The organism is Pseudomonas sp. B21-056 (genome assembly GCF_026016325.1).
Classification (GTDB): domain Bacteria; phylum Pseudomonadota; class Gammaproteobacteria; order Pseudomonadales; family Pseudomonadaceae; genus Aquipseudomonas.
The window spans coordinates 3,198,940-3,220,154 of record NZ_CP087203.1 but is presented as its reverse complement, the minus strand read 5'-3'; the positions used below and the strand labels follow the sequence as shown (position 1 = coordinate 3,220,154).

The 21,215-nt window shown below is 60.1% G+C and carries 21 protein-coding genes and 1 pseudogene; 17 read left to right on the top strand and 5 right to left on the bottom strand.

What is annotated here, in order from left to right; genetic code table 11:
* Positions 1-11: 11 nt before the first annotated feature.
* From LOY67_RS13650 to LOY67_RS13630, 5 genes are read left to right on the top strand one after another with little or no spacing between them, the layout of a single operon-like run.
* Positions 12-1,124 (top strand): DUF2169 domain-containing protein, encoded by a 1,113-nt coding sequence (locus LOY67_RS13650; protein ID WP_265067671.1) that lies wholly within the window; start codon positions 12-14, stop codon positions 1,122-1,124.
* The gene (locus tag LOY67_RS13645; protein WP_265067670.1) at positions 1,121-2,161 is read left to right on the top strand and encodes a beta-ketoacyl synthase N-terminal-like domain-containing protein; all 1,041 of its coding nucleotides are present in this window, start codon (positions 1,121-1,123) and stop codon (positions 2,159-2,161) included. Before LOY67_RS13650 ends, LOY67_RS13645 begins: the two co-directional genes overlap by 4 nt.
* Positions 2,161-3,243 (top strand): PAAR-like domain-containing protein, encoded by a 1,083-nt coding sequence (locus LOY67_RS13640; protein WP_265067669.1) that lies wholly within the window; start codon positions 2,161-2,163, stop codon positions 3,241-3,243. Before LOY67_RS13645 ends, LOY67_RS13640 begins: the two co-directional genes overlap by 1 nt.
* A 10-nt stretch (positions 3,244-3,253) precedes the next feature.
* Entirely contained in the window at positions 3,254-4,162 is a 909-nt protein-coding gene (locus tag LOY67_RS13635) for a hypothetical protein (protein WP_265067668.1), read from the top strand.
* Between the two features lie 7 nt (positions 4,163-4,169).
* A complete protein-coding gene (locus LOY67_RS13630) occupies positions 4,170-5,432 on the top strand; it encodes a TIGR02270 family protein (protein WP_265067667.1) in 1,263 nt (420 codons plus the stop codon).
* A 3-nt stretch (positions 5,433-5,435) separates the two neighbouring features.
* Here the strand turns inward: LOY67_RS13630 and LOY67_RS13625 are convergent, their stop codons facing one another.
* Both LOY67_RS13625 and LOY67_RS13620 read right to left on the bottom strand, forming a co-directional pair.
* Positions 5,436-5,861 carry a DUF1810 domain-containing protein gene (locus tag LOY67_RS13625; protein WP_265067666.1) on the bottom strand — a complete coding sequence of 142 codons (426 nt, stop codon included), beginning with the start codon at positions 5,859-5,861 and terminating at the stop codon, positions 5,436-5,438.
* 69 nt (positions 5,862-5,930) lie between these two features.
* On the bottom strand, positions 5,931-6,623 hold the full coding sequence (locus LOY67_RS13620) for a type 1 glutamine amidotransferase domain-containing protein (protein ID WP_265067665.1): 693 nt from the start codon (positions 6,621-6,623) through the stop codon (positions 5,931-5,933).
* Between the two features lie 131 nt (positions 6,624-6,754).
* Between LOY67_RS13620 and LOY67_RS13615 the strand changes: the two genes are divergently transcribed.
* From LOY67_RS13615 to choX, 10 genes are all read left to right on the top strand, one after another.
* A complete protein-coding gene (locus LOY67_RS13615) occupies positions 6,755-7,939 on the top strand; it encodes a GlxA family transcriptional regulator (RefSeq protein ID WP_265067664.1) in 1,185 nt (394 codons plus the stop codon).
* A gap of 160 nt (positions 7,940-8,099) precedes the next feature.
* Positions 8,100-9,242 (top strand): aromatic ring-hydroxylating oxygenase subunit alpha, encoded by a 1,143-nt coding sequence (locus LOY67_RS13610; protein WP_265067663.1) that lies wholly within the window; start codon positions 8,100-8,102, stop codon positions 9,240-9,242.
* Positions 9,239-9,988, top strand: coding sequence for an SDR family NAD(P)-dependent oxidoreductase (locus tag LOY67_RS13605; protein WP_265067662.1), 750 nt, complete (start codon positions 9,239-9,241; stop codon positions 9,986-9,988). Before LOY67_RS13610 ends, LOY67_RS13605 begins: the two co-directional genes overlap by 4 nt.
* 9 nt (positions 9,989-9,997) lie before the next feature.
* Positions 9,998-10,927 carry a 3-keto-5-aminohexanoate cleavage protein gene (locus LOY67_RS13600; protein WP_265067661.1) on the top strand — a complete coding sequence of 310 codons (930 nt, stop codon included), beginning with the start codon at positions 9,998-10,000 and terminating at the stop codon, positions 10,925-10,927.
* A gap of 20 nt (positions 10,928-10,947) precedes the next feature.
* Positions 10,948-12,369: an aminobutyraldehyde dehydrogenase gene (locus tag LOY67_RS13595; protein ID WP_265067660.1), complete on the top strand. Its 1,422-nt coding sequence runs from the start codon at positions 10,948-10,950 to the stop codon at positions 12,367-12,369.
* 6 nt (positions 12,370-12,375) lie between these two features.
* The gene (locus LOY67_RS13590) at positions 12,376-13,125 is read left to right on the top strand and encodes an SDR family NAD(P)-dependent oxidoreductase (RefSeq protein WP_265067659.1); all 750 of its coding nucleotides are present in this window, start codon (positions 12,376-12,378) and stop codon (positions 13,123-13,125) included.
* Positions 13,125-14,057, top strand: coding sequence for a 3-hydroxyacyl-CoA dehydrogenase NAD-binding domain-containing protein (locus tag LOY67_RS13585; protein WP_265067658.1), 933 nt, complete (start codon positions 13,125-13,127; stop codon positions 14,055-14,057). The genes LOY67_RS13590 and LOY67_RS13585 overlap by 1 nt, the downstream gene beginning before the upstream one ends.
* 63 nt (positions 14,058-14,120) lie before the next feature.
* A complete protein-coding gene (locus tag LOY67_RS13580) occupies positions 14,121-15,074 on the top strand; it encodes a PDR/VanB family oxidoreductase (RefSeq protein ID WP_265067657.1) in 954 nt (317 codons plus the stop codon).
* A gap of 32 nt (positions 15,075-15,106) precedes the next feature.
* The gene (locus LOY67_RS13575; protein ID WP_265067656.1) at positions 15,107-15,580 is read left to right on the top strand and encodes a thioesterase family protein; all 474 of its coding nucleotides are present in this window, start codon (positions 15,107-15,109) and stop codon (positions 15,578-15,580) included.
* Positions 15,581-15,677: 97 nt separating this feature from the next.
* Complete coding sequence (choX, locus tag LOY67_RS13570; protein ID WP_265067655.1) at positions 15,678-16,673, top strand: choline ABC transporter substrate-binding protein; 996 nt, start codon at positions 15,678-15,680, stop codon at positions 16,671-16,673.
* Here the strand turns inward: choX and LOY67_RS13565 are convergent.
* Positions 16,631-16,956: pseudogene (locus LOY67_RS13565) on the bottom strand (hypothetical protein); the annotation flags it as partial. The gene choX and the pseudogene LOY67_RS13565 overlap by 43 nt on opposite strands.
* 118 nt (positions 16,957-17,074) lie before the next feature.
* On the opposite strand from LOY67_RS13565, the gene LOY67_RS13560 reads away from it, so the two are divergent.
* Entirely contained in the window at positions 17,075-17,743 is a 669-nt protein-coding gene (locus LOY67_RS13560) for an FMN-dependent NADH-azoreductase (RefSeq protein ID WP_265067654.1), read from the top strand.
* A 41-nt stretch (positions 17,744-17,784) separates the two neighbouring features.
* Here LOY67_RS13560 and LOY67_RS13555 read toward each other — a convergent pair whose 3' ends face one another.
* Both LOY67_RS13555 and LOY67_RS13550 read right to left on the bottom strand, forming a co-directional pair.
* Complete coding sequence (locus tag LOY67_RS13555) at positions 17,785-18,726, bottom strand: LysR substrate-binding domain-containing protein (RefSeq protein WP_265067653.1); 942 nt, start codon at positions 18,724-18,726, stop codon at positions 17,785-17,787.
* A gap of 161 nt (positions 18,727-18,887) precedes the next feature.
* Entirely contained in the window at positions 18,888-19,757 is an 870-nt protein-coding gene (locus LOY67_RS13550) for an SDR family oxidoreductase (protein WP_265067652.1), read from the bottom strand.
* Between the two features lie 167 nt (positions 19,758-19,924).
* Between LOY67_RS13550 and LOY67_RS13545 the strand changes: the two genes are divergently transcribed.
* Positions 19,925-20,818 carry a LysR family transcriptional regulator gene (locus LOY67_RS13545; RefSeq protein ID WP_265067651.1) on the top strand — a complete coding sequence of 298 codons (894 nt, stop codon included), beginning with the start codon at positions 19,925-19,927 and terminating at the stop codon, positions 20,816-20,818.
* The last annotated feature ends 397 nt before the right edge of the window (positions 20,819-21,215 follow it).

Sequence of the window (21,215 nt, the reverse complement as noted above, 5' to 3'; positions counted from 1 at the left end):
GCGGGCGACCCATGGAGCTGCTCAACGCCAGCAAACTGCTTGCCGCCTATACCCTGGGCATGGCGAGTGACGGCCGCGAATCCCTGGTCGTGGTAGCCAAGGGTACCTTCAATCTGCCGCTGGACGGCCGCGTCGCGACCCTCGCCGACGTCCAGCAACCGCTACTGATGGCCGACACTTTTGTCGGCGAACCAGGCCTTGGCGCCCCGCTCCAGGAAATGGACTTCGCGCCGCTCAAGCCATGCTGCGATGTGCTGGTGCGCGGCAAGGCCTATGCACCCGGCGGACGCCCCGCGACACAGTTGACCGCTGGCATCCGCGTCGGTCGCGTCAGCAAGGCCTTTTCCGTTTTCGGCCCACGACACTGGCAACCGGGAATGTTGGGCGTCTCGCCCGGCTCACCGCAGCCGTTCACCGAACAGAATATCTCTTACGCCCAGGCCTTCGGCGGTTCTCATCCCAGGGTCAACACCCCCGAGATGCGTGATTGCTACCTGGACAACCCGAGCGGTTGCGGCTGGTTTCCCGGCAGCATCGACAGTGCTCTCATCCTCGGCAAGCCCATGCCGAACACCGAGGAACCGGGTAAGCCGATCGACAGCCCCACGGGTGACTTCCGCCCCATGGCCCTCGGCCCCATCGGCCGGAGCTGGCCGCAACGCGCCCGTTTTGCCGGTACTTACGACGATGCCTGGTTGGCTGACAGCTTTCCGTTCTTGCCTGCAAATTTCGACAATCGCTACTTTCAGGCTGCCCCCGCCGATCAGCAGACCGATTACCTGCGCGGCGGCGAGGATGTGCTGTTGCTGAACCTCACCTCCCAGGAGCGCGCCGGCTTCCGCATTCCCGAAATGGCGGTGCCGGTGACCTTCTTCCTGAAAAGAGGTGGCCATGAAACGGTGTCGGCGTTGATCGACACCTTGTTGATCGACACCGACGCTCGCCAGGTGCAGTTGACCTGGCGGATCTCCCGGCCCTTAAGGCGCAACCTTTTCGAGATCACACAGGTGCTGATCGGTAGCATGTCCGCGGGCTGGTGGCGCGCCCGTGAACTGGGCAAGCACTACTACCCGTCACTCTCCTTTCTGGCAAAAGCCAGGCAGGCTCCCGAGGAGACGGATTGATGGCCGCGCTTTGCATCATCGGCTCCGGCATGATCAGCGCTGTCGGCCTCAGCGCACCGGCGAGCTGCGCGGCGATCCGCTGTGCCATCGACAACTTCCAGGAAACCCGCTTCATCGACCGCGCCGGCGAATGGCTCATCGCTGCCTGTGTACCTCTGGAACAACCCTGGCGTGGCCGCACCAAGCTGATCAAGATGGCCGCCCGCGCCATCGCCGAGGCCTTGCAGAGCACTCCCGGCGTCGACCCGGAAAAGACTCCGCTGCTCCTGGGCCTGGCGGAAGCCGAGCGTCCCGGTCGCCTCGCCGGTCTCGACAAAGGGCTGTTGCACGCGATCGAAACCGAACTGGGCCTGCGTTTTCATCCGGACTCCTGCATCATCGCCCGCGGCCGGGTCAGTGCGGCCGTGGCCCTGCACAATGCGCGCACGCTGATCTACCAGAGCGGCCATCGTCACGTGCTGGTGGCCGGCGTCGACTCTTTCCTCAGTGGCCCGACCCTGACCGCCTTCGAAGCGCGCGAACGGCTGCTGACCAGTCAGAACTCCAACGGTTTTATCCCCGGCGAAGGCGCCGCAGCGGTGGTGCTCGCTGCCCCCATTGCCAATGAAATGCCGCAACTGACGTGCATTGGCCTGGGCTTCGGCGTGGAACACGCCACGGTGGAGGCCGAAGACGTCCCGCTACGCGCCGAAGGCCTGACCCAGGCCGTGCGCGCGGCCCTGGGCGAAGCCGGCTGCGGGTTGGAACAGATGGATTATCGCCTCACGGATATTTCCGGCGAACAGTACTACTTCAAGGAAGCCGCCCTGGCCCTGGGCCGCAGCCTGCGGGTCCGCAAGGAGTTCTTCCACCTCTGGCACCCGGCCGACTGCATCGGCGAAGTCGGCGCCGCCATCGGCCCGGTGATGCTCGCCGTGGCCCTGGCCGCCAGTCGCAAGGGCTACGGCGAAGGCCCGAATATTTTCTGCCACCTCGGCAACGACGCCGGCGAGCGCGCCGTCGCGCTGCTCAGTTACCAGAACCTGAGGGCTGCGTGATGGCAAACGAGGTCTACGCCAACAACATGGAAGTGTCCTGCAAGGCGGCGGATGGCAAGTCGGTGGCCTGCTTTCCGGATGTATGTTTCACCCCACCGCAAACACCGGGCACACCGCTGGGCGTGCCCATTCCCTACCCCAATACCGGCATGGCCAAGGACACCACCCGGGGCACGCGAACAGTGAAGGTCAGCGCCAAGGAAGTCATGCTCAAGGACAAGAGCTATTTCAAGACCAGTTATGGCGATGAGGCCGGGAATGCCCCGAAAAAGGGCGTCATCACCAATAAGATCAAGGGCAAGGTCTATTTCACCGCCTGGTCGATGAATGTGAAGTTCGAAGGCGAAAACGTCGTGCGCAACATGGACCTGACCACCCATAACCATGGTTCGACGGCCAACACGCTGACCTGGCCCTATCTGGATGCGGTGGCCATGGCGGACCCCGAAAACCCGTGCGTCAAGTCAGGCAACGTGAAGAAGATCAAGGCGGCCTGCCCTCCTCCAGCCAAGTCGTTGTCACGGGGTGCCATCCCCGGTCCGGCCGACAATACCAGTCCCGCATGCTGTGAAGCGCGCAAGTGCATGCTGGTGCCAAACTCGCCGAAGAGCCGCTGCTCCAAATGCGGCGGGAAGACGCCGCACCATCCGGTACCGGTCGCCGATCTGTCGACTCCCCGGCCTATCAACCCCAAGACCGGGAAGCTGAAAGTCCGCGGTGATCCTTTCGTGCCCACCTACGATCACAACAAGGCACCCTGCATCTGCGTAGAGGGCGCCGACCACAACTCCCGTGAAGGGCCGACAGAGAAGCTCATGCAGCATGGCCGTATCGGTCGCGGCTACGTGGTCAAGCGAGACGCGATGTTGAACGGTCGCGATGACTTCACCTACGCGCAGGTCAGTGACCTCTCGGCACAAGCGGTGGCCGATGAGACGGGCTGCGATAAAGACTGCCTGAAGGCCCAGATCGACAAGGGTCACGCAGACCTGGGTGTCGGTCCGGAATCCGGTATGCGCCGGGGCGAAGTTCGCGCACCGGCCCTTGAAAAAAAGCCGAAGAACCCGGCCCCATTGACATAGAGAAGCCAAGATGAACAACGAAGACTCCCTGTTTTTCACCTGCGGCCTGGTTGTAAAGGCCGGCACCCTCGTTGTACCTGCGCAGTACAACTCCCTGCCGGGCGAGCAGATGTCCAGGGTCGCCTTTTGCTTCGATGATAACTGGGTCTACAACGACGTCGACAACGATGTCATAGGCGCCGTGTGCTTCAGGCGCAGCGACAACAGCCTCTGGATGCTCGGCCGCAACGGCAACCTTCGTCACGTGAAGTCTGGCTCGGCGGACTTCACCCTCGACAATATCCGCGGCAAGTTCGAAAACGATCGCATCGAAACAGGCCGGCTGGGCGAGCTGCTGTGCATACGGGAAATCGCCAACGAGTTGTACATCTGCGGCCAGTCATCCCAGGTCTATCGCCATTCGAACGGGGCCTGGGCGAGCATGAGTCCGTCCGGGGCGAAAATAGGCTCCCCCACCCTGGAAAGCCTGGATGGCCTGGCCCGCGACAGCATGTATGCCGTGGGTGAAAAAGGCCTCATCCTGCACTACGACGGGACACGCTGGAACACGCTGGACTCCCCGACCAATCGCCCACTGTCTCGCGTACTGTGCAAGAGCGAAGACGAGGTGTATGCCTGCGGTAACGATGGTCTGCTGCTGGTTGGCAACCACAGTCAATGGCGGGTGCTCGACACCGAGAGAAGCATGAACTTCTGGGACATGGCCCTATACGACGGGCAGCTCTACATTTCCCACGTGCATGGTCTCGTTCGCTATGACGGGCAGGATTTCTTCGATGTCGACACGGGCCTCAATCCCGCTCCCGGCGCCCATAAACTCGACGCCCGGGATGGGCTGCTGTATTCCTTCGGTGTCGACGACCTGCTCAAGTTCGATGGCAACCAGTGGGAGCGGTTGATATGCCCACACAACACATGAATTGCCCATGAACAACTCGCTGTCCCTGGTGCTAGAACAGCACGCCGAAGAGGCCGGCTTCCTCGCCAACCTGCGTGACTACGCCTTGCGCGCACCGCACTACGACATCGAACACCTCGCCACCCTCGATAACCGCCTCGACGCGCACCTCGACGGGTTGCGTATCGCCGCCCATGACGGCCTGGAAACGTTGCTGGCGCAACTCGGCCCCCATGCCATCGGCGAGATGTTTGCCTGCGTGGTGCTGGCCTTCGAGTCAGCCAATGGGAAAGTGTTGTCACGGCTCAGCGAGCACCTGCGAAGTGCTGCTGAAACGGAACGCGGTTATCTGATGGCCTTGGGGTGGCTCGACTGGGAGCGGCTAGCGCCCTGGATCGAGCGCATGCTCGCCGCCCCTGAGCCGATGTTTCGCCGCCTCGGCCTGGCGGCCTGCGGCATGCATCGCCACGACCTAGGCCCTGCCCTGTTGACCGGACTTTGCGACGCCGACCCCAGCGTGCTGGCCCGTGCCGCCCGTACCGCCGGCGAACTGCGCCGGCGTGATGTGCTACCCAACCTCCGCGCCCACTGCGGGCACCCGGATGCCGCCACCCGCTTCTGGGCCAACTGGGCGGCGGCCCAGATGGGCGATCAACAGGCCCTGGAGCCCCTGCGCCAATTCGCCGAGCAACCGTACGATTTTCAGTACCGCGCCCTCTGTGTATTGCTGGCCTGGCAAGAACGCGAGCCCAGCATCGCCTGGATACGCCAGTGGGTGCAGAACCCCAGGCATCTACGCATTGGCATCCAGGCCCTTGGGTTGCTGGGTGACCCGGTTTGCGTGCCCTGGTTGATCCAGCAGATGAGCGACTTGCCTTACGCCCGCGTCGCCGGCGAAGCCTTCAGCCTGATCACCGGCGCCGACCTGGCGCTACTCGACCTTGAATTGCAGGACCTGCCGGATTTCGACGCGGGCCCCAACGACAACCCCGCAGACCCGAACGTCGCCATGGACCCCGATGAAAACCTGCCCTGGCCCGACCCGCGCTCAATCGAAGTCTGGTGGCAAGCCAATGGTGGGCAGTTGCAGGTGGGCACTCGCTACCTACTGGGATTGGCACACAGTGAACGCACGTTTCAACAGGCACTGGTTCACGGCCAGCAACGCCAGCGCATCGCCGCCGCCTGCGGGCTCGCCCGCTTTCGGCCGAATGAGGTGCTTTTTCCCACCAGCGCGCCGACCTGGCGGCAAAAGCGGTTGCTCGGCATGACGGCGGCGTTCGGGCATTGATCATCAGTCACCCAGCAGCAAAAGCGTTTTGGGATCGGGTTCACCCGAATAAAACTGATTGAGCGCCTGTTGGTAGAGCACGGACTCCGGCTGCGCCGTCATGAACAGCGTCAGGCAGGAGCGAAACTTCAGATCATCGGGCGAGCCGAATAGCTGCCCGGCGCTCAGGTCGTGGTGTTGCAGGACCGTGGTCACACATGCCTCCAGCCGCGGGCCGAGCACCTCGTGCTGCAGATACGCGCGGGCTTCGGCCACGCCCGAAATGGCGAACCGAGCCGCCATCTCGGTACGACCGAGACCCTGCAACTGCGGAAAGATGAACCACATCCAGTGACTCGTTTTCCGGCCTGCCCGCAATTCGTCCATGACCTGGCTGAACACCGGGCGTTGGGCTTCGACAAAACGGGACAGGTTGTAAGTGTCGTGCATGATTCGTTTCCTCCGCCGCCGGCCGCATCACTCGCAGGCGGCAGTGTCCGTTTCCGCGAAACCCATGACTCAGACCGACTGTTCCTGCTTCAGACGCTTGAGCAACGCACGGGCGGCGGCTTCGGAGGACGCCGGATTCTGGCCGGTGATCAGGTGCCCGTCCTCGACCACATAACTGGCCCAGTCCGCGGCCTTGGAATACTCGCCGCCCTTGGCCTTGAGCATGTCTTCCACCAGGAACGGCACCACCTGCGTCAACCCCACCGCCTCTTCTTCGGAATTGGTGAACCCGGTCACCTTTTTACCTTTCACAATTGGCTGCCCATCCGGCGCATTGACGTTCTTGAACACCCCAGGCGCGTGGCAGACCGCGGCGATGGGTTTATTCGCCTCGTAGAAGGCTTCGATCAGGACCTTGGAGTCGATGTTCTCGGCCAGGTCCCAGAGGGGGCCATGACCGCCTGGATAAAACACCGCATCGAAGTCATAGGGGTCGATCTCGCCCAGCGGCACCGTGTCGGCCAAGGCCATCTGGGCCTGGGTATCCGTACCAAAGCGACGGGTCGCATCGGTTTGCGCGTCCGCTTCGTTGCTCTTGGGGTCCAGCGGCGGTTGCCCGCCCTTCGGGGAGGCGAGCGTGACCGTCGCATTGGCGTCGACGAACACGTAATAAGGCGCGGCGAATTCTTCCAGCCAGAAACCGGTCTTCTTGCCGGTGTCGCCCAGCTGATCGTGAGAGGTAAGAACCATCAGAATGTTCATGTGCATCCAGCCTCCGAGGGTAAGCGGGCGAAAGGTGTTCGCCCTGTATTACTCTCAGAGGCTTCGCCGGGGCAGACGTTCATCTTCACCCGCCGCGTCCCAACGGTTGGCTCGCCAAGACCGAGCCGTGCGTGCCATCCTCGCTCAAAGTGAATCGCCGGCCGCTCCAGTGGAACAGCTCGGCGGTTTCCGTACTGAAGTGGTCAACCGTCGATGAATCTCGCGGAGCCTGGTCAGTCGAGCGTCTTTTTACGTATGAACTCGACCCAAGCGTGCTGACGTATGATCACGGTAAATTTCAGCTGATCGAGGTTTGCGTGTTCAACTTTCTGGTCATCGTATTCCCCTACTTCAATGCTGCCGCCACCACGGCCTTCGTCGATCCTTTCCGAGCTGCAAATTACCTGAGCGGGGAAAGCAGATACCACTGGGCGTTCGCCTCGGTTGAGGGTGGGGGCATAAGAGCATCGAACGGAATGGACCTGTTTACCCAATCACTGGCAAACGTCCGCGACGAGCCTTGGGACCTGGTTGTCGTTTCCTGTAGCTGGACCCCGGAACAACACCACAGCCCGTACCTGCATGGGTTGCTCAGGGCCTGGGCAAACAAGGGCTGCATGCTCGGCGCACTCGACACGGGCACCTTTTTGCTGGCCGCGGCCGGCCTGCTGGGGGGACGCCGTGCTACCGCACATTACGAGCACATCGATGCGTTACTCGAACTCTACCCTGACGTCAAAATCGTTGAAGACCTGTACGTCTTCGACCAGAACCGCATCACCTGTTGCGGTGGCGCGGCGTCCACGGACACGGCCCTGCAGTTGATACGCAACATTCACGGTGAAACCCTGGCCAATGAAGCGGCCCGCTATGTGTTCCATCAACAGTTCAGACCCGGGAGTACCCAGCAGAATCCTGAAGCCCAGCAGCCTTTGGGGCACACCATTCCGGTGGTGATCAAGCAAGCAATCAAGCTGATGGAGGCGCACTTGGAAGAGGTCATCAGCATTACGCAGCTCTGCGAGCAGGTAGGCATATCACAGCGGCAACTCGATCGCCTGTTCCACCAGGTGGTTCACAAGAGCCCGGCATTGTATTACCGAGATATCCGCTTGGACCGCGCACGTGGGCTTGTGACGCAGACTACCCTCGCACTGACCAAGGTCGGTGTGGCTTCCGGTTTCCCAAATCAATCGCACTTTTGTCGGATCTACCGTGAGCGCTTCGGGCTGACACCGCGCCAGGATCGTAAGGAAGGCCGCGTACCCTTTGATTATCGTGCGTGGCCCATGCACCAGATTGGCAAAAATCATTAAGCGTCGTCGTTTTGCTGCTATCGCATACCTAAAAACGACAATGGCCGATAAAGAATAAAACACGGCGTATCCTGCACATTTAAGAGATCCTTCTCAGACCACTATCAACCCCAGAGAACGGGCAGAAACCCATGCCTGTCACAATAAAAGGGCCGTTGATATGTCTGAGTCACTGCATCCTCAACAATTCGAATTCATCAAGCAGGGCTACCATCCAGACCCGCTTGTCTCCCAGTCTCTGCGTGCCGACGCGTACGTCGATCCTCAGTGGTTTCGCCTCGACCAGCAGGAAATTCTCGCCAAGAGCTGGCAGTGGGTCTGCCACGTCGAGAAGGTTCGTGAGCCCGGCACTTACACCACCGCAGATATCGCCGGCCACCCCGTCGCCGTGGTGCGGGATCACGACGGTACCCTTCGGGCTTTCTACAATGTCTGCAAACATCGCGCCCATCCGGTGCTCACCGGCGAAGGCAAGGTCAAGCGGATTGTTTGCCCCTATCACTCGTGGTGCTATGGGTTGAATGGCGACCTCGCAAGCGCCCCGCACGTGGGTGGACTGAAGGAGTTCGACAAAAGCGAGATCCACCTCAGCCCAGTTCAAGTAGAAGAGTTTTGCGGCTTTATCTACGTCAACCTTGATCCCAACGCTTCGCCGTTGCGCGAACAATCGGGTGATCTGGAACAGGAAATCCTCAAGTGGGCGCCGGATGTGGCCAACCTCACGTTCGGTCACCGGCTGACCTATGAGATCAAGTCCAACTGGAAGAACGTGGTAGACAATTTCCTCGAGTGCTACCACTGCCCAACGGCCCATAAGGACTTCTGCACGCTGGTGGACATGGACACCTACAAGGTCGATACCCACGGTATCTACTCCAGTCACATGGCAGAGGCAGGACAAGGTCAGAACACCGCCTACGACACGTCCAAAGCCAAAGTACGCACCCACGCAGTCTGGTGGCTCTGGCCCAATACCTGCCTGATGCGCTACCCAGGCCGCAGCTCGATGATTGTGCTGCACATCATTCCAGTCGGCCCTGACCGGACCCTTGAGACCTATGACTTTTTCCTTGAGACGTCCGAGCCTGACGACATGGAAAAGGAAGCGATTCGCTACCTCGATGAGGTACTCCAGGTCGAGGACATTTCGCTGGTTGAGAACGTTCAGCGTGGCATGAACACGCCTGCATTCGATCAAGGTCGCATCGTCACGGATCCGAACGGCTCCGGCAAATCCGAGCATGCACTTCACCACTTTCATGGCCTCGTCCTGGATGCCTATGCAAAAGGCGTGAAAGCGTGAACCTCGCGGGTAAAACGGCGTTTGTCACAGGTGGCCTTGGGGGAATCGGGCGAGCCATCTGTACACGGTTCCTCAAAGAGGGAGCAACCGTATTTGCCGCGGATCTGAGTGACGAGAATACGCTGGAGGGCGCGCACTTCCTGCAGTTGGACGTCACCCTCGAAGTGGGTGTGCAGCAGGCCATGGAAATTGTCCAGGCCCGCTGCGCAAAACTCGACATTCTGGTGAACGCTGCCGGAATAGAGATCGAAAAGACGATCGAGGACACGACGTTATCAGAGTGGAATCGAGTGTTTGCGGTGAACGCTACGGGAACGTTCCTTACGTCGAAATACGCCCTTCCCCTGCTCCGTAAAAGTGGCTCGGCCAGTGTCATCAATTTCGGTTCCTACGATGGCTTCATTGCGGACCCTGGGCTGGCCGCCTATTGCGCGAGCAAGGGCGCCGTTCACGCGCTGACTCGCGCCATGGCGTGCGATCACGGGCCCGAGGGGATTCGCGTAAACGCAGTCTGTCCGGGCTATATCGACACGCCCATGCTCCGCAGCTTTTTTCGTGACCAAGGCGATATCGAAAGCCTTGAAGCGGCCGTTCGTGATGTACACCCAATACGCCGGTATGGCACTCCGGATGACGTCGCCAACTTGGTGAACTGGCTCGCCTCGGACGAGGCGAGATACGCGTCCGGCCAACTCTGGATTCTAGACGGCGGGCTGACAGCCCAAGTCCAACAAATGAAATTGTGAGATATCGTCATGCCAAAATCAGTAATCATTACCTGCGCAACGACCGGTGGCGTACACACCCCGACCATGTCGGAATACCTGCCCATCACCCCGCAGGAAATTGCCGACTCATCCATTGAGGCCGCCCATGCAGGTGCCTCGATCATTCACCTGCATGCACGCAATCCGGAGACCGGCAAGCCGGACCCAAGGCCGGAATTGTTCCAGGACTTCATGGGGCAGATCCATCGCCAAAGCGATGCGGTATTGAACGTTTCCACCGGTGGTGGCCTGGGCATGAACCGTGAAGAACGCCTGCGCGCCGCCTTGGCGGTCAGCCCGGAAATGGCTTCGCTGAATGTCGGTTCGATGAATTTCGGCATCTTCCCCATGAAGGCGAAGTACTCCAACTGGAAGCATGACTGGGAACCGGCATTCCTCGACAGTACTCGCGACTTCATCTTCCGTAACACCTTTGCCGACATCGAATACATCGTCAAGGAACTGGGCGAAGGCCACGGTACCCGTTTCGAATTCGAATGTTACGACCTTGGTCATCTCTACAACCTGGCGTGGATCATTGATCAGGGTTGGGTCAAGCCGCCGTTTCTCATCCAGATTGTGTTCGGCGTGCTCGGCGGCGTCGGTGCCGACCTGGACAACCTCATGCACATGCACACCGTGGCACAGAAGCTGTTCGGCAAAGACTACGAATGGTCGGTGCTGGCAGCCGGCAAGAACCAGATGTCGTTCGCGACACAGGCGGCCATGCTCGGTGGCAACGTGCGTGTCGGCCTTGAGGACAGTCTGTTCATCGGCGCGGGTGAAAAAGCCAAAAGCAACGCCGAGCAAGTTCTGAAAATCCGCTCGATCGTTGAAAGCCTCGGGTTAACGGTTGCCACGCCCGCAGAGGCACGTGTGCGCCTGGGCCTGAAGGGACGCGACAAAATCACCTTGTGATTCTCGATCGAGGATACGCCATGCATACAAAACAATTGATCAACGGCGAGCTCGTTGACGGTGCATCTGTCTCGCTGCCGGTCATCAACCCGGCTACCGGGGAAGAGATCATCAGCATCGGCCAAGCAGATGACGCGCAGCTGGACCTGGCTGTGCGCGGCGCCCATGAGGCTTTCGAGTCTTACTCCAGAACCACACCGGCACAGCGTGCCGGGTTGTTGTTGGACATCGCCAGCGTCATCGAGACCCATGCCGAGGAACTGGCCGCGCTCGAAAGCGATAACGTCGGCAAGCCGTGGCCTTCGGCTCTCGAAGATGAAATGCCGCTGACCCTGGATACCTTTCGCTTCTTTGCAGGTGCAGCGCGGACTATGGCAGGCGTCGCGGCAGGTGAATATGTGCCGGGGCATACCAGCCTGATCCGTCGCGATCCGATTGGTCCGGTGGCCGCCATCGCTCCATGGAACTATCCGCTGATGATGGCGGCCTGGAAAATCGCGGCGCCCCTGGCGGCCGGCTGCAGCGTGGTGCTCAAACCTTCTGAGGTGACGCCACTCTCCACCTTGCGTTTGGCGCATCTGCTGGCGGACGTGGCGCCCAAGGGGGTCATCAACATCATCCACGGTGTGGGTAGCTCGACAGGCGACCGACTGATCAATGCGCCGGGCATCGAAGCGGTGAGTATTACCGGTTCACCGGCTACGGGGAGCGCAGCGATGCGTGCCGCGGCCCGTGAAATGCGCCAGGTCCACGTGGAACTCGGCGGCAAGGCACCGGTGATCGTGTATGAAGATGCCGACATCGACAAACTGGTGGCAACGTTACGCGCAACGGCATTCTTCAATGCCGGACAGGACTGCGCACAACCCTGTCGGCTGATCGTGGCCAGCAGGATTTACGACCGTGTGGTCAGCGCACTGGCTGAGGCCGCTTCGACAATCAGGCTTGGTGCTCCACGGGCTGCCGGTACAGAAATGGGCCCATTGGTGACAGAGCAGCACCGTCAGCGCGTGGCCGGTTTTGTCGACCGCGCCCGGAGCTACGCCGAAATCGTTACCGGTGGCACGGTCGAGCCCGGGGGCGGTTTCTTCTACAGGCCCACGGTGGTTGCCGATGTCGACCACCATGCGGAAATCGCTACCCAGGAGATGTTCGGCCCGGTGGTCACGGTGTCGCGACTCACCGCTGACCAAGACCCCATTGCCATTGCCAACGCCACCCGCTACGGCCTGGCCTCTTCCTTGTGGACTCGCGACAGTGGCCGCGCCATGGAGGCAAGCAGCCGGCTGCGCTTCGGCTTCACCTGGGTCAACACCCATGGTGTGGCCACTCCCGAGATGCCTTGGGCCGCCATGAAGGGCTCGGGCCATGGATGCGACATGTCGGTGTTCGCGCTGGATGCCTACACCAGCGTTCGTCACGTCATGCTCGCGCACGGGTAACCGACCATGAACAGGCCTGTAGTGATCGTGACTGGCGGCGGCCGTGGTATCGGTCGCGCAATCGTCGAGATGTTCGTTGCCCAAGGCAGCCAGGTCGTCAGCTGCGGGCGTGGCGCACGGCCCGGCGATCTGGCCACGGAAGTGGAATGGGTCCAGGCGGACGTCTCCAGGTCTGCCGATGCACGGCACATTCTGGAGCGTGCCGAACAGCGCTTCGGCACGGTCAGCGTTTTGGTCAACAACGCGGGTGTGCAGCTTGAAAAGTCGGTGCTCGATACCGATGACGCCGATTGGGATGAGGTCATGGGCATCAACGCTCGCGGCACGTTCAACATGTGCCGCGCGGTGTTGCCCGGCATGCTCCGCAACGCAGGCTCGATCATCAATCTGGGCTCTATATCAGGCCTTGCTGCCGACCCGAACATGGCCATCTACAACGCGTCGAAGGCCTTCGTGCATGGACTGACCCGCTCTATCGCCGTCGACCACGGCCCACAGGTTCGCTGCAACGCTGTATGCCCGGGTTGGATCATGACCGCCATGGCTGAAGACGCCTTCGCCATGGCACATGACCCGGTAAAAGCCAAGGCCGACGCCTTGGCTCGCCACCCCGCCGGCCGCTTTGGACAACCCGAGGACATTGCCCAAACAGTGCTCTGGTTGGCGTCGGATGCGGCGCGCTTCGTCACTGGCCAGTGCTTTGTCGTCGATGGCGGCCTGACCTGTGCTTCCCCCTTACAACCGAGGTTTTTCTGATGAGTGAATTTCAAAATGTCGCGGTGATCGGCGCCGGTGTCATCGGTGCCAGCTGGGCCGCACTGTTCCTGGCATCCGGGCGCAATGTGGCCGTCTATGATCCGTCACCGACCATGGAAGCCGATGTGCGTACCTACATCGACAATGCCTGGCCGACGCTACAGGCGCTGGGACTGACCGATGCCGAACCGGGCCAACTGAGCTTCCATAGCGAGGTTGCGAGCGCGGTTCAACACGCCGACTTCGTCCAGGAAAGCGTACCTGAACGCATTGCGATCAAGCACGAGTTGTTCGCAAAACTCGAAGCAGCCCTCAAGCCGGGTGCAATCGTGGCCTCCTCGGCGTCGGGCCTGCGCCTGGGCGAAATGCAGGCGGGCTGGAAGAATCCTTCGCACTTTATCCTGGGTCACCCGTTCAACCCTCCGCACCTGATTCCACTGGTGGAGGTCATGGGCAACGAAAATACCGCTGCCGGCGTGGTCGAGCAGGCAGAGCGATTCTACGAACTGGTGGGCAAGGTCACGATTCGAGTGAACCGTGAAGTGCGCGGTCATGTGGCCAACCGCTTACAGGCCGCGCTCTGGCGTGAGGCCATTCACTTGGTCAAGTCCGGTGTTGCCAGCGTTGAGGACGTGGACAAGGCCGTCTGGGCAGGCCCGGGGCTGCGCTGGGCGGCCATGGGTCCGACCATGTTGTTCCACCTGGGTGGCGGGTCCGAGGGCCTGACCTCCTTCTGCCAGAAATACACCGAGAGCTTCCACGGCTGGTGGGATGACCTGGGGGATCCGCGCCTTGATACCGACACCGCCGCATTGCTGGTCGAAGGCGTTCAGGAAGAAGCCGGCGACAACAGTTGGGCGTCGCTGGCTTCTCAGCGCGATGAATTGATTACTCAGATGTTGAAGGCCACGGCACCGCTTCGGCGCCGTTGAGTCCTGGCCCAAGGTGCTGCGCGCCTTGGGCCAAGCTGCCAGTGCGATTGCGTGAGGTTTGCCATGCCTGATGAAGCAATGATTCTAAAAATAACCGACCTGACTGCCGAAGCCAAAGGCGTAATGGTTGTCGAGCTGCGCTCTTCTACAGGAGAAGCGCTGCCGCCATTCAAGCCCGGTGCCCACATCGAGCTCCATTTGCCGAGCGATACGGTACGTCAGTATTCCTTGTGCAACGATGCCCGCGAGCAACACCGTTACTGTGTAGGGGTTGGCCTGTCGCCTGTCAGCCGTGGGGGCTCACGCCACGTGCACCAGTCCCTGCGGGTGGGCGACACCCTCAAGATCAGCCCGCCACGCAATAATTTCGCGATGGAAGAAGACGCGCCTGGCTTTGTGTTTTTTGCCGGAGGCATCGGCATCACCCCAATCTGGTCGATGATCCAGTGGTGTGAAGCCAACAAGCGTCCATGGCACCTGTACTACCTGACCCGTAGTCGCCAGCGGGCAGCCTTTCTCGAAGAGCTGCGCGCCTTTGGCGACAAGGTCACCTTGCACGCCGACGATGAAGCGGGCGGCCTTTTCGATATTGCTTCGACAGTCAAAGCGCAATCGCCCGACGTTCATTTCTATACCTGTGGCCCTACCCCGCTGATGCTTGCAGTCGAAGCGGCAGCCAATGGTTTCCCGGATGAGCAGGTGCATTTCGAGTGGTTCACGCCCAAGGAACCCACCTCGCCAGCCTCTGCCAGCACTTTCACCGTTCAGCTTGCCCGCAGTGGCAAAAGCTACGAGGTTCCGCCTGACAAAAGCATTCTTCAGGTGCTCGAAGCGAACGGGCTTCGGTTGGAAAGTTCATGTCGGGAAGGGACCTGCGCATCATGCGAAATCTGCGTTCTGGAAGGCACACCCGACCATCGCGACAGCGTGCTGACGGCAGCCGAGCGCAGGAAGAACGACGTGATGATGATCTGCGTTTCCCGCTCGCTGTCAGAAACACTCGTTCTCGATCTCTGAGATGTACCAATGACTTCTGGAAGGATTTACTCGTGAACAACCTGCTGCTCATCCATCAGACGAAGGTTATCGAGGACTGGATCGACTACAACGGCCATCTGCGCGACGCCTTCTATTTCTTGTTGTTTAGCCACGCCACTGATGCGCTGATGGACCGCATCGGCCTGGACGCCGAAGGTCGTGTCCTGCATGGGCACACGCTGTACACACTCGAAGCGCACATCAATTACTTGAGCGAAGCCAAGCTGCATGACCAGGTGCAGGTCTTCACTCATTTGGTTGACTACGACAGCAAGCGTCTTCACGTCGTGCACCACCTGTATCGCCCCCACGACAGTGTGCTGCTCGCGGTCAGCGAACAGATGCTCATGAACATCAACACCGAGGCAGGCCGCGCGGCAAAGTTCGCCGGCTCCGTCGAAGGGCATCTGAGCCAGATCTTTGAATCCCATCGATCACTACCGCGCCCTGGATATTGTGGTCGCGTGATCGGTATCCGCCGTTAGCAACAACGTTTTTTCAACCGATAAGAACAAGACTGTTTTACCTCTGCAATAACAAAAACTGCCGCTTGCTTAGCTGCTACAGAGAGGAACTTGCGTCATGAAAAATGTACTCCGTTTAGTATTGTGCTCCGCCCTTGCATTGTCCGTGAACAGCTATGCCGCTGAGCCGGCGCAATGTCGCCTGGTGCGTTTGTCCGATCCCGGCTGGACCGATATCCAGACCACGACCGCGATCGCGACCACGCTTATGAAAAGCCTCGGATATCAAACCAAATCAACCCTGGTCGGTGTTCCACTGACCTTCAAGGCCCTGTCCGAGGGCAAGAGCATGGATGTATTTCTCGGCACGTGGCTCCCCACCATGGAGCCGGATCTCAAGCCTTATCGCGACACCAGCAAGATCGACATAGTGCGCATCAACCTGAAGCACGCGAAGTACACCCTTGCCGTCCCGCAGACACTCTGGGACCAAGGGCTGAAGGACTTTGCTGACATCGCGCGGTTCAAGGAAGCGTTGAACGGCAAAATATATGGTCTTGAGCCTGGCGACGGTGGCAATAACGCGGTCCTCAAAGCGATCAGCGAAAACGCGTTCGGTTTGAAGGACGCGGGGTTCTCAGTGGTTGCGTCGAGCGAGTCGGGGATGCTGGCACAGGTTGAGCGGGCTCAGCGGCGCAATGAGGCCATCGTGTTCCTGGGCTGGGAACCACACCCGATGAATACTCGCTTCAAGATGAAGTTCCTCACCGGCGGCGATGCGTATTTTGGTCCGGACTTCGGTGATGCCACGGTCTATACCAGTACGCGCAAAGGTTATGTCGACGAGTGTCCCAATGTCGGTCAACTGCTGAAAAACCTGAGTTTTACCCTGGATATGGAAAACCACATCATGGGCAACATTCTTGATGACAAGATGGATCCTGAATTCGCCGCACGCGCATGGATCAAGGCTCACCCCGAGGTGCTCGACGGTTGGCTGGAAGGGGTGACTACGTGGGATGGGCAACCAGGCCTGGCACAGGTCAAGGCAGAGGTGTCTACATGGGATGGTCAAGCGGGCCTGGCACAGGTCAAGTCAGAGGCGACGCAATGAACTACGCGATGAATGCCCTTCGTTCGGGCCTCGAGCGCATGACCAGAGCATTGTGTGCTGCCACTGCGAGGGTGTCGTAACAACAGCATCACCAGTTGTCGGCCTTTTTCCGCAGACGCTTGCGCCGGGGCCGATCCCATGCGGTCATCCGGGTGACGGGCGCGGAAATCGGCCGCCTCTCGGATGCATGGACACCGTGACCGGCGGGGAACTGCTCCCGCGCCGGGTCATTGCCCCCTTCCAGATCCCACCAGTTGCACAGCTTCAAGGCAAAACCCGCCGGGCTTGAGTTTTATTTGATGTCGGTCAAATAAACATCAATAGTCGAACGGCTGAGCAGCGTGGCCAACTTATGTCCGTCGCTGAGGTAACTCCACCTCAGGCTTAACGGGGTACATGACATGACCACTCTTCTTCACATTGACGCCAGTGCACGAGCGGACCGCTCACTGAGCCGTAAACTGTCCCAGGCGTTCGTCGAGGCCTGGCTGGAGCGCGATGCCGACAGCCAGGTCATCACCCGTGACGTCGGTCGCAACCCGCCGCCCTTCATCACCGAGGCCTGGATCGCTGCGGCTTTTACGCCTGAAGAGCAGATGACGCCGCAGAAACGCGAGGAAATCCGCCTCTCGGATGAGCTGATCAATGAGATCGATCGTGCCGATGTCATCGTGCTCGGCACGCCGATGTACAACTACGGGATGCCGGCCGCGCTCAAGTCCTGGTTTGACAAGGTGATTCGAGTCGGCAAAACCTTCACCTTTGACCTGGCGCGTGGTGACCACCCGTTGGAGCCCATCATGAAGGACAAGAAACTGGTGATCTTGTCGTCCCGGGGCGAATTCGGGTTTGGTCCCGGGGGTGTTCGCGAGTCCATGAACCATCTGGACACACACATCCAGACCTGCGCGCACTATCTGGGTGTGAACGAAACCCACATGATTTCCATCGACTATCAGGAGTTTGGCGACGCTCGCCATGAAGCCGCCATCGCCAATGCATTTGGCGCCGTTCCGGTGCTGGTCCGGCAGATGATCGAGGAACGCCAACGCCAGGTGTCCGTGGCTTGAGTGGAGCACCGCCTATCCAGCCCTTGCTCTCCCAGCACGACTCAGGTGGTGAGTAACCGCTGATCTCCAGCCGGGTCATCGAGGGCATTTCCCCTGAATGACCTGGCCTCGTCCAGGAGCCATTCCCTGAACAACGCCAGGCTGCGCCGTGGGTTGCCACGGCTGTCGTCGACCAGGTAATAGGTGAACCCCGCCAAGACCGGTCCTTCTACTCGTCGGATCCGCCCAGAACGAAGCTCATCGTCAATCAGCACATCGCTGCACAACAAGGGCCCCAGGCCCCGCTCCAGTGCATGCAGCGCCAGGGTCTCCTCGCTGTACCAGGAAATGCGCAAATCCCCGGAGGCATCGTGCTTGACCCCGGCCAGCCAGGCTGACCATGCAGGGGCTTGGAGGGCCTGATTTTTCCATTTGAACGCCAGCAGCGGTCGATTATGGAAATCGTTGATCGTGGCGTTGCGTTCCACCGGACTGATGCGCTCGTCTGCGACGACGATGAACCGGTCTTCGAACAGCACCGGCCCCTGTGCCTCGGCATCGACCGGACCATACCGAATCGCCAGGTCGATGGTTTCAGCACGCAGATCCACGACTTTTTCCGAGGCGTGGATGGACACCACGATGTTCGGATAAATCTCGTTGAACTTCGCCAGGCGCGGCATGAGCCAACGCTCGGCGAATGCCCGTGTGGTGGATACATGAATGGCATCGCCCGCCTTTGCCCCGCCCAACAGGGCGAACGCCTGGGCAATCTGGTCGAAGCTCTCTCGCAGCAGCGGATAGATCGCTTTTCCGGCAGGCGTAAGGGTCACCATCCGCCCTCTTTCCAGGAGCTTTTGCCCCAAGCCTTCTTCCAACTGCCGCACTTGATGGCTGACTGCAGCGACCGTCACGGAAAGCTCGTTCGCTGCGGCGGAAAAACTCTGGTGCCGTGCTACAGCCTCAAATGCTCGCACGGAATTCAGAGGGGGTATTTTGCGCATGGTGTTCTCCGGGCGCCCGAGGGGGGCTTACGACGTGCAACGACCAAAACAACAGTGGCACAGTGGCATATTTCTTTTCAACTACACCCCGCTCAGCGAGCACACGCCTGGATCAGCGCAATCACGCACGCTCGAAGGGACGAGAACGCATGCAGGTCCGATCACACCCCATGCGCAAGCTGGGCAGCGAAGTCTCGATAAGCGTGCAGTTCACGCCCCAGGATCCGGGTCAGACGGGCCACGTCACCGGTTTCTGGAATCATTCCATCCGTGACATAACGCTCGGCCATAAGGCGCATCTCATAGGCCATCCACTTGGGCATGAAGTTCGCCACGTTCTGTTCGAAGCCGGTGGGGTCGTCGCCGCCGTAGATGACCGGACGTTGCAGCACATCCGACCAGATCGCCGCAACGCTCGAACCGGTCAGGGTGTCGGGGCCCACCAGATTGATCTTTTCGATGGGCAGGTCATTCGCAGCCTGGTCCCTGCGCACCAGCTCGATGGCGGCTACTTCAGCGATGTCCTGGGTGTGAACCATGGCGATACCCTTGCTGCCAATCGGCATCGGATACACCCCGTGATTGACGATGGCATCCTTGATCATCACTTCGTTGTCGATGAAATAGGAGGCGCGCAGAATCGTCGCACTGAAGCCCATCTGCTCGATCATCCGCTCGGCGCTTGATTTAACCGCGAAGTGCGGAACATTCACGAAGCGATCGGCGTTGAGCACCGACAGATAGACGACCCGCTCGACGCCCACCTCGCGAGCGATGTTGAGGGTAAGAAGTGCCTGGGTAAATTCGTCCGACGCCACGGCATTGAGCAGGAAGAAAGTGGAAACGCCGGTGAATGCCTGTCGAAGCGAGTCGATGTCAAGCATGTCACCCTGCACGACATCCACCTGTGCCGGGAATTGTGCCTTGGAAGGATCGCGAACGAGGACGCGCACATCGGCGTCACGCTTGAGAAGTTGCTCGACAACTTGGCGGCCGACTCGGCCTGTTGCACCGGTAACGAGGATAGTCATGATAATGCTCCGTAGGGATTTGGGTTGACGGAGACACTATCTATCGTTCCATTATCACCCGATAGTCAGCAGAATTGGACACATCGTCTTATAGATGGAACACTTGGCTTCGTTCGCCCCAATGGCTTTTTGAACCGGCAAAAGGCCCCACGCTTATGGGTAAATGCATGGATTTATTGGCGTTGGCTGATTTCAATCTTGTCGCTCGCCACGGCGGGTTTGGTCGCGCTGCCCGCGCTGCCGGTCGGCCCAAGGCGACGCTATCCCGTCGGGTGGCGGATCTGGAACAGAGCCTTGAACTGCGGTTGTTCGAGCGCGGCACAAGGTCCCTTAAGCTTACGGAGGAAGGCCGCGCGCTTTTCGAACGAACGGGCGCGTTGCTTGCCGAACTCGATGAGACCGTGACCGCCATTGCATCCGGTGGAGAACGGCCCCGGGGCCCACTGCGAATCAGCGCGCCGCTGTATTTCGCCCAGGCGGGGATGGGCAAACTTGCAGCCGGTTTCGCGCTCAAGTATCCGCAAGTCCGCCTTGAAATCACCACGGAAGACCGGGTCGTCGACATGATCGAGGAAGGTTACGACCTGATCATTCGAGTCAACCCGAGCAGCGATGAAAACCTCATCGGACGTATCGTCTTGCGCGACCGTCTGGTGGTCGTCGCAAACCCAAGGCTCGCTCGCCCTACGGACAATGTGCCTGTTGCGGCTGTCATACGCAGGGCCGGCGACCGGGGGCCCGTGTGGAGTGTCCGTTCAGCAGCCGGCCGATCAGGTATCGCGGTGGATCCTGTGCTGAGCTTGTCTTCGCTCTTCATGGTTCGGGATGCAGTCCGCGCCGGGGTCGGGGTCGGACGCCTGCCCATTTCACTGGTAGAGCGTGATATTCGTGATGGAACGCTGGTTCATTGGGGCGATATCGACGGTCCGGAGGTTGAACTCTGGGCGCTCTATCCATCGAGACGGCTATTGAGCGCTCGTGTGTCTGCATTTCTCGACTATCTGAAAGAAGCCTTCCCTACGGGCACGTCCCAGGACCTGTCAGCATTTGTCGCGACATGACATGCAGCAAGGGAGCAAGCGCTCCCTCACTACCTTGCCTGGCGACTACCCAGGCAAATTGTCTAATTCCAGAGTTGGGGCCGCACCCGTTCTCTACTAAAAGAAGGGTGGCAGCTGTACGCAGGTTAGTAGACCGGAGGAATTAGCAAGGCCGGCGCGCCCGAGAGCGCCCTGCGCACAACCGCCATCAAGTGCAGGAATGGATACCCTGACTGAATGGTGCTCATGCACCTCTAAAACCATCCGGGCTACTAAACCCGACCACTGATGGGCAGTGGCAGGGAAACGATAGAGGCCGGGGGCAAGGCGCACAAGCCGGCGGATTCTGACGCATGCGTAAGGAACGACGCAAGGTGTCGTAGCCCTTTGGGCGTAACGCCGGTTGTCTTTAAACGTG

What these genes read in the sequence shown, in the direction of transcription:
- LOY67_RS13650 (WP_265067671.1), top strand. Translation starts at nt 12, where the DNA reads ATGGAGCTGCTCAACGCCAGCAAACTGCTTGCCGCCTATACCCTGGGC.
- LOY67_RS13640 (WP_265067669.1), top strand. Translation starts at nt 2,161, where the DNA reads ATGGCAAACGAGGTCTACGCCAACAACATGGAAGTGTCCTGCAAGGCG.
- LOY67_RS13635 (WP_265067668.1), top strand. Translation starts at nt 3,254, where the DNA reads ATGAACAACGAAGACTCCCTGTTTTTCACCTGCGGCCTGGTTGTAAAG.
- LOY67_RS13630 (WP_265067667.1), top strand. Translation starts at nt 4,170, where the DNA reads ATGAACAACTCGCTGTCCCTGGTGCTAGAACAGCACGCCGAAGAGGCC.
- LOY67_RS13625 (WP_265067666.1), bottom strand. Translation starts at nt 5,861, where the DNA reads ATGCACGACACTTACAACCTGTCCCGTTTTGTCGAAGCCCAACGCCCG.
- LOY67_RS13620 (WP_265067665.1), bottom strand. Translation starts at nt 6,623, where the DNA reads ATGAACATTCTGATGGTTCTTACCTCTCACGATCAGCTGGGCGACACC.
- LOY67_RS13610 (WP_265067663.1), top strand. Translation starts at nt 8,100, where the DNA reads ATGTCTGAGTCACTGCATCCTCAACAATTCGAATTCATCAAGCAGGGC.
- LOY67_RS13600 (WP_265067661.1), top strand. Translation starts at nt 9,998, where the DNA reads ATGCCAAAATCAGTAATCATTACCTGCGCAACGACCGGTGGCGTACAC.
- LOY67_RS13595 (WP_265067660.1), top strand. Translation starts at nt 10,948, where the DNA reads ATGCATACAAAACAATTGATCAACGGCGAGCTCGTTGACGGTGCATCT.
- LOY67_RS13590 (WP_265067659.1), top strand. Translation starts at nt 12,376, where the DNA reads ATGAACAGGCCTGTAGTGATCGTGACTGGCGGCGGCCGTGGTATCGGT.
- LOY67_RS13585 (WP_265067658.1), top strand. Translation starts at nt 13,125, where the DNA reads ATGAGTGAATTTCAAAATGTCGCGGTGATCGGCGCCGGTGTCATCGGT.
- LOY67_RS13580 (WP_265067657.1), top strand. Translation starts at nt 14,121, where the DNA reads ATGCCTGATGAAGCAATGATTCTAAAAATAACCGACCTGACTGCCGAA.
- choX (WP_265067655.1), top strand. Translation starts at nt 15,678, where the DNA reads ATGAAAAATGTACTCCGTTTAGTATTGTGCTCCGCCCTTGCATTGTCC.
- LOY67_RS13560 (WP_265067654.1), top strand. Translation starts at nt 17,075, where the DNA reads ATGACCACTCTTCTTCACATTGACGCCAGTGCACGAGCGGACCGCTCA.
- LOY67_RS13555 (WP_265067653.1), bottom strand. Translation starts at nt 18,726, where the DNA reads ATGCGCAAAATACCCCCTCTGAATTCCGTGCGAGCATTTGAGGCTGTA.
- LOY67_RS13550 (WP_265067652.1), bottom strand. Translation starts at nt 19,757, where the DNA reads ATGACTATCCTCGTTACCGGTGCAACAGGCCGAGTCGGCCGCCAAGTT.
- LOY67_RS13545 (WP_265067651.1), top strand. Translation starts at nt 19,925, where the DNA reads ATGGATTTATTGGCGTTGGCTGATTTCAATCTTGTCGCTCGCCACGGC.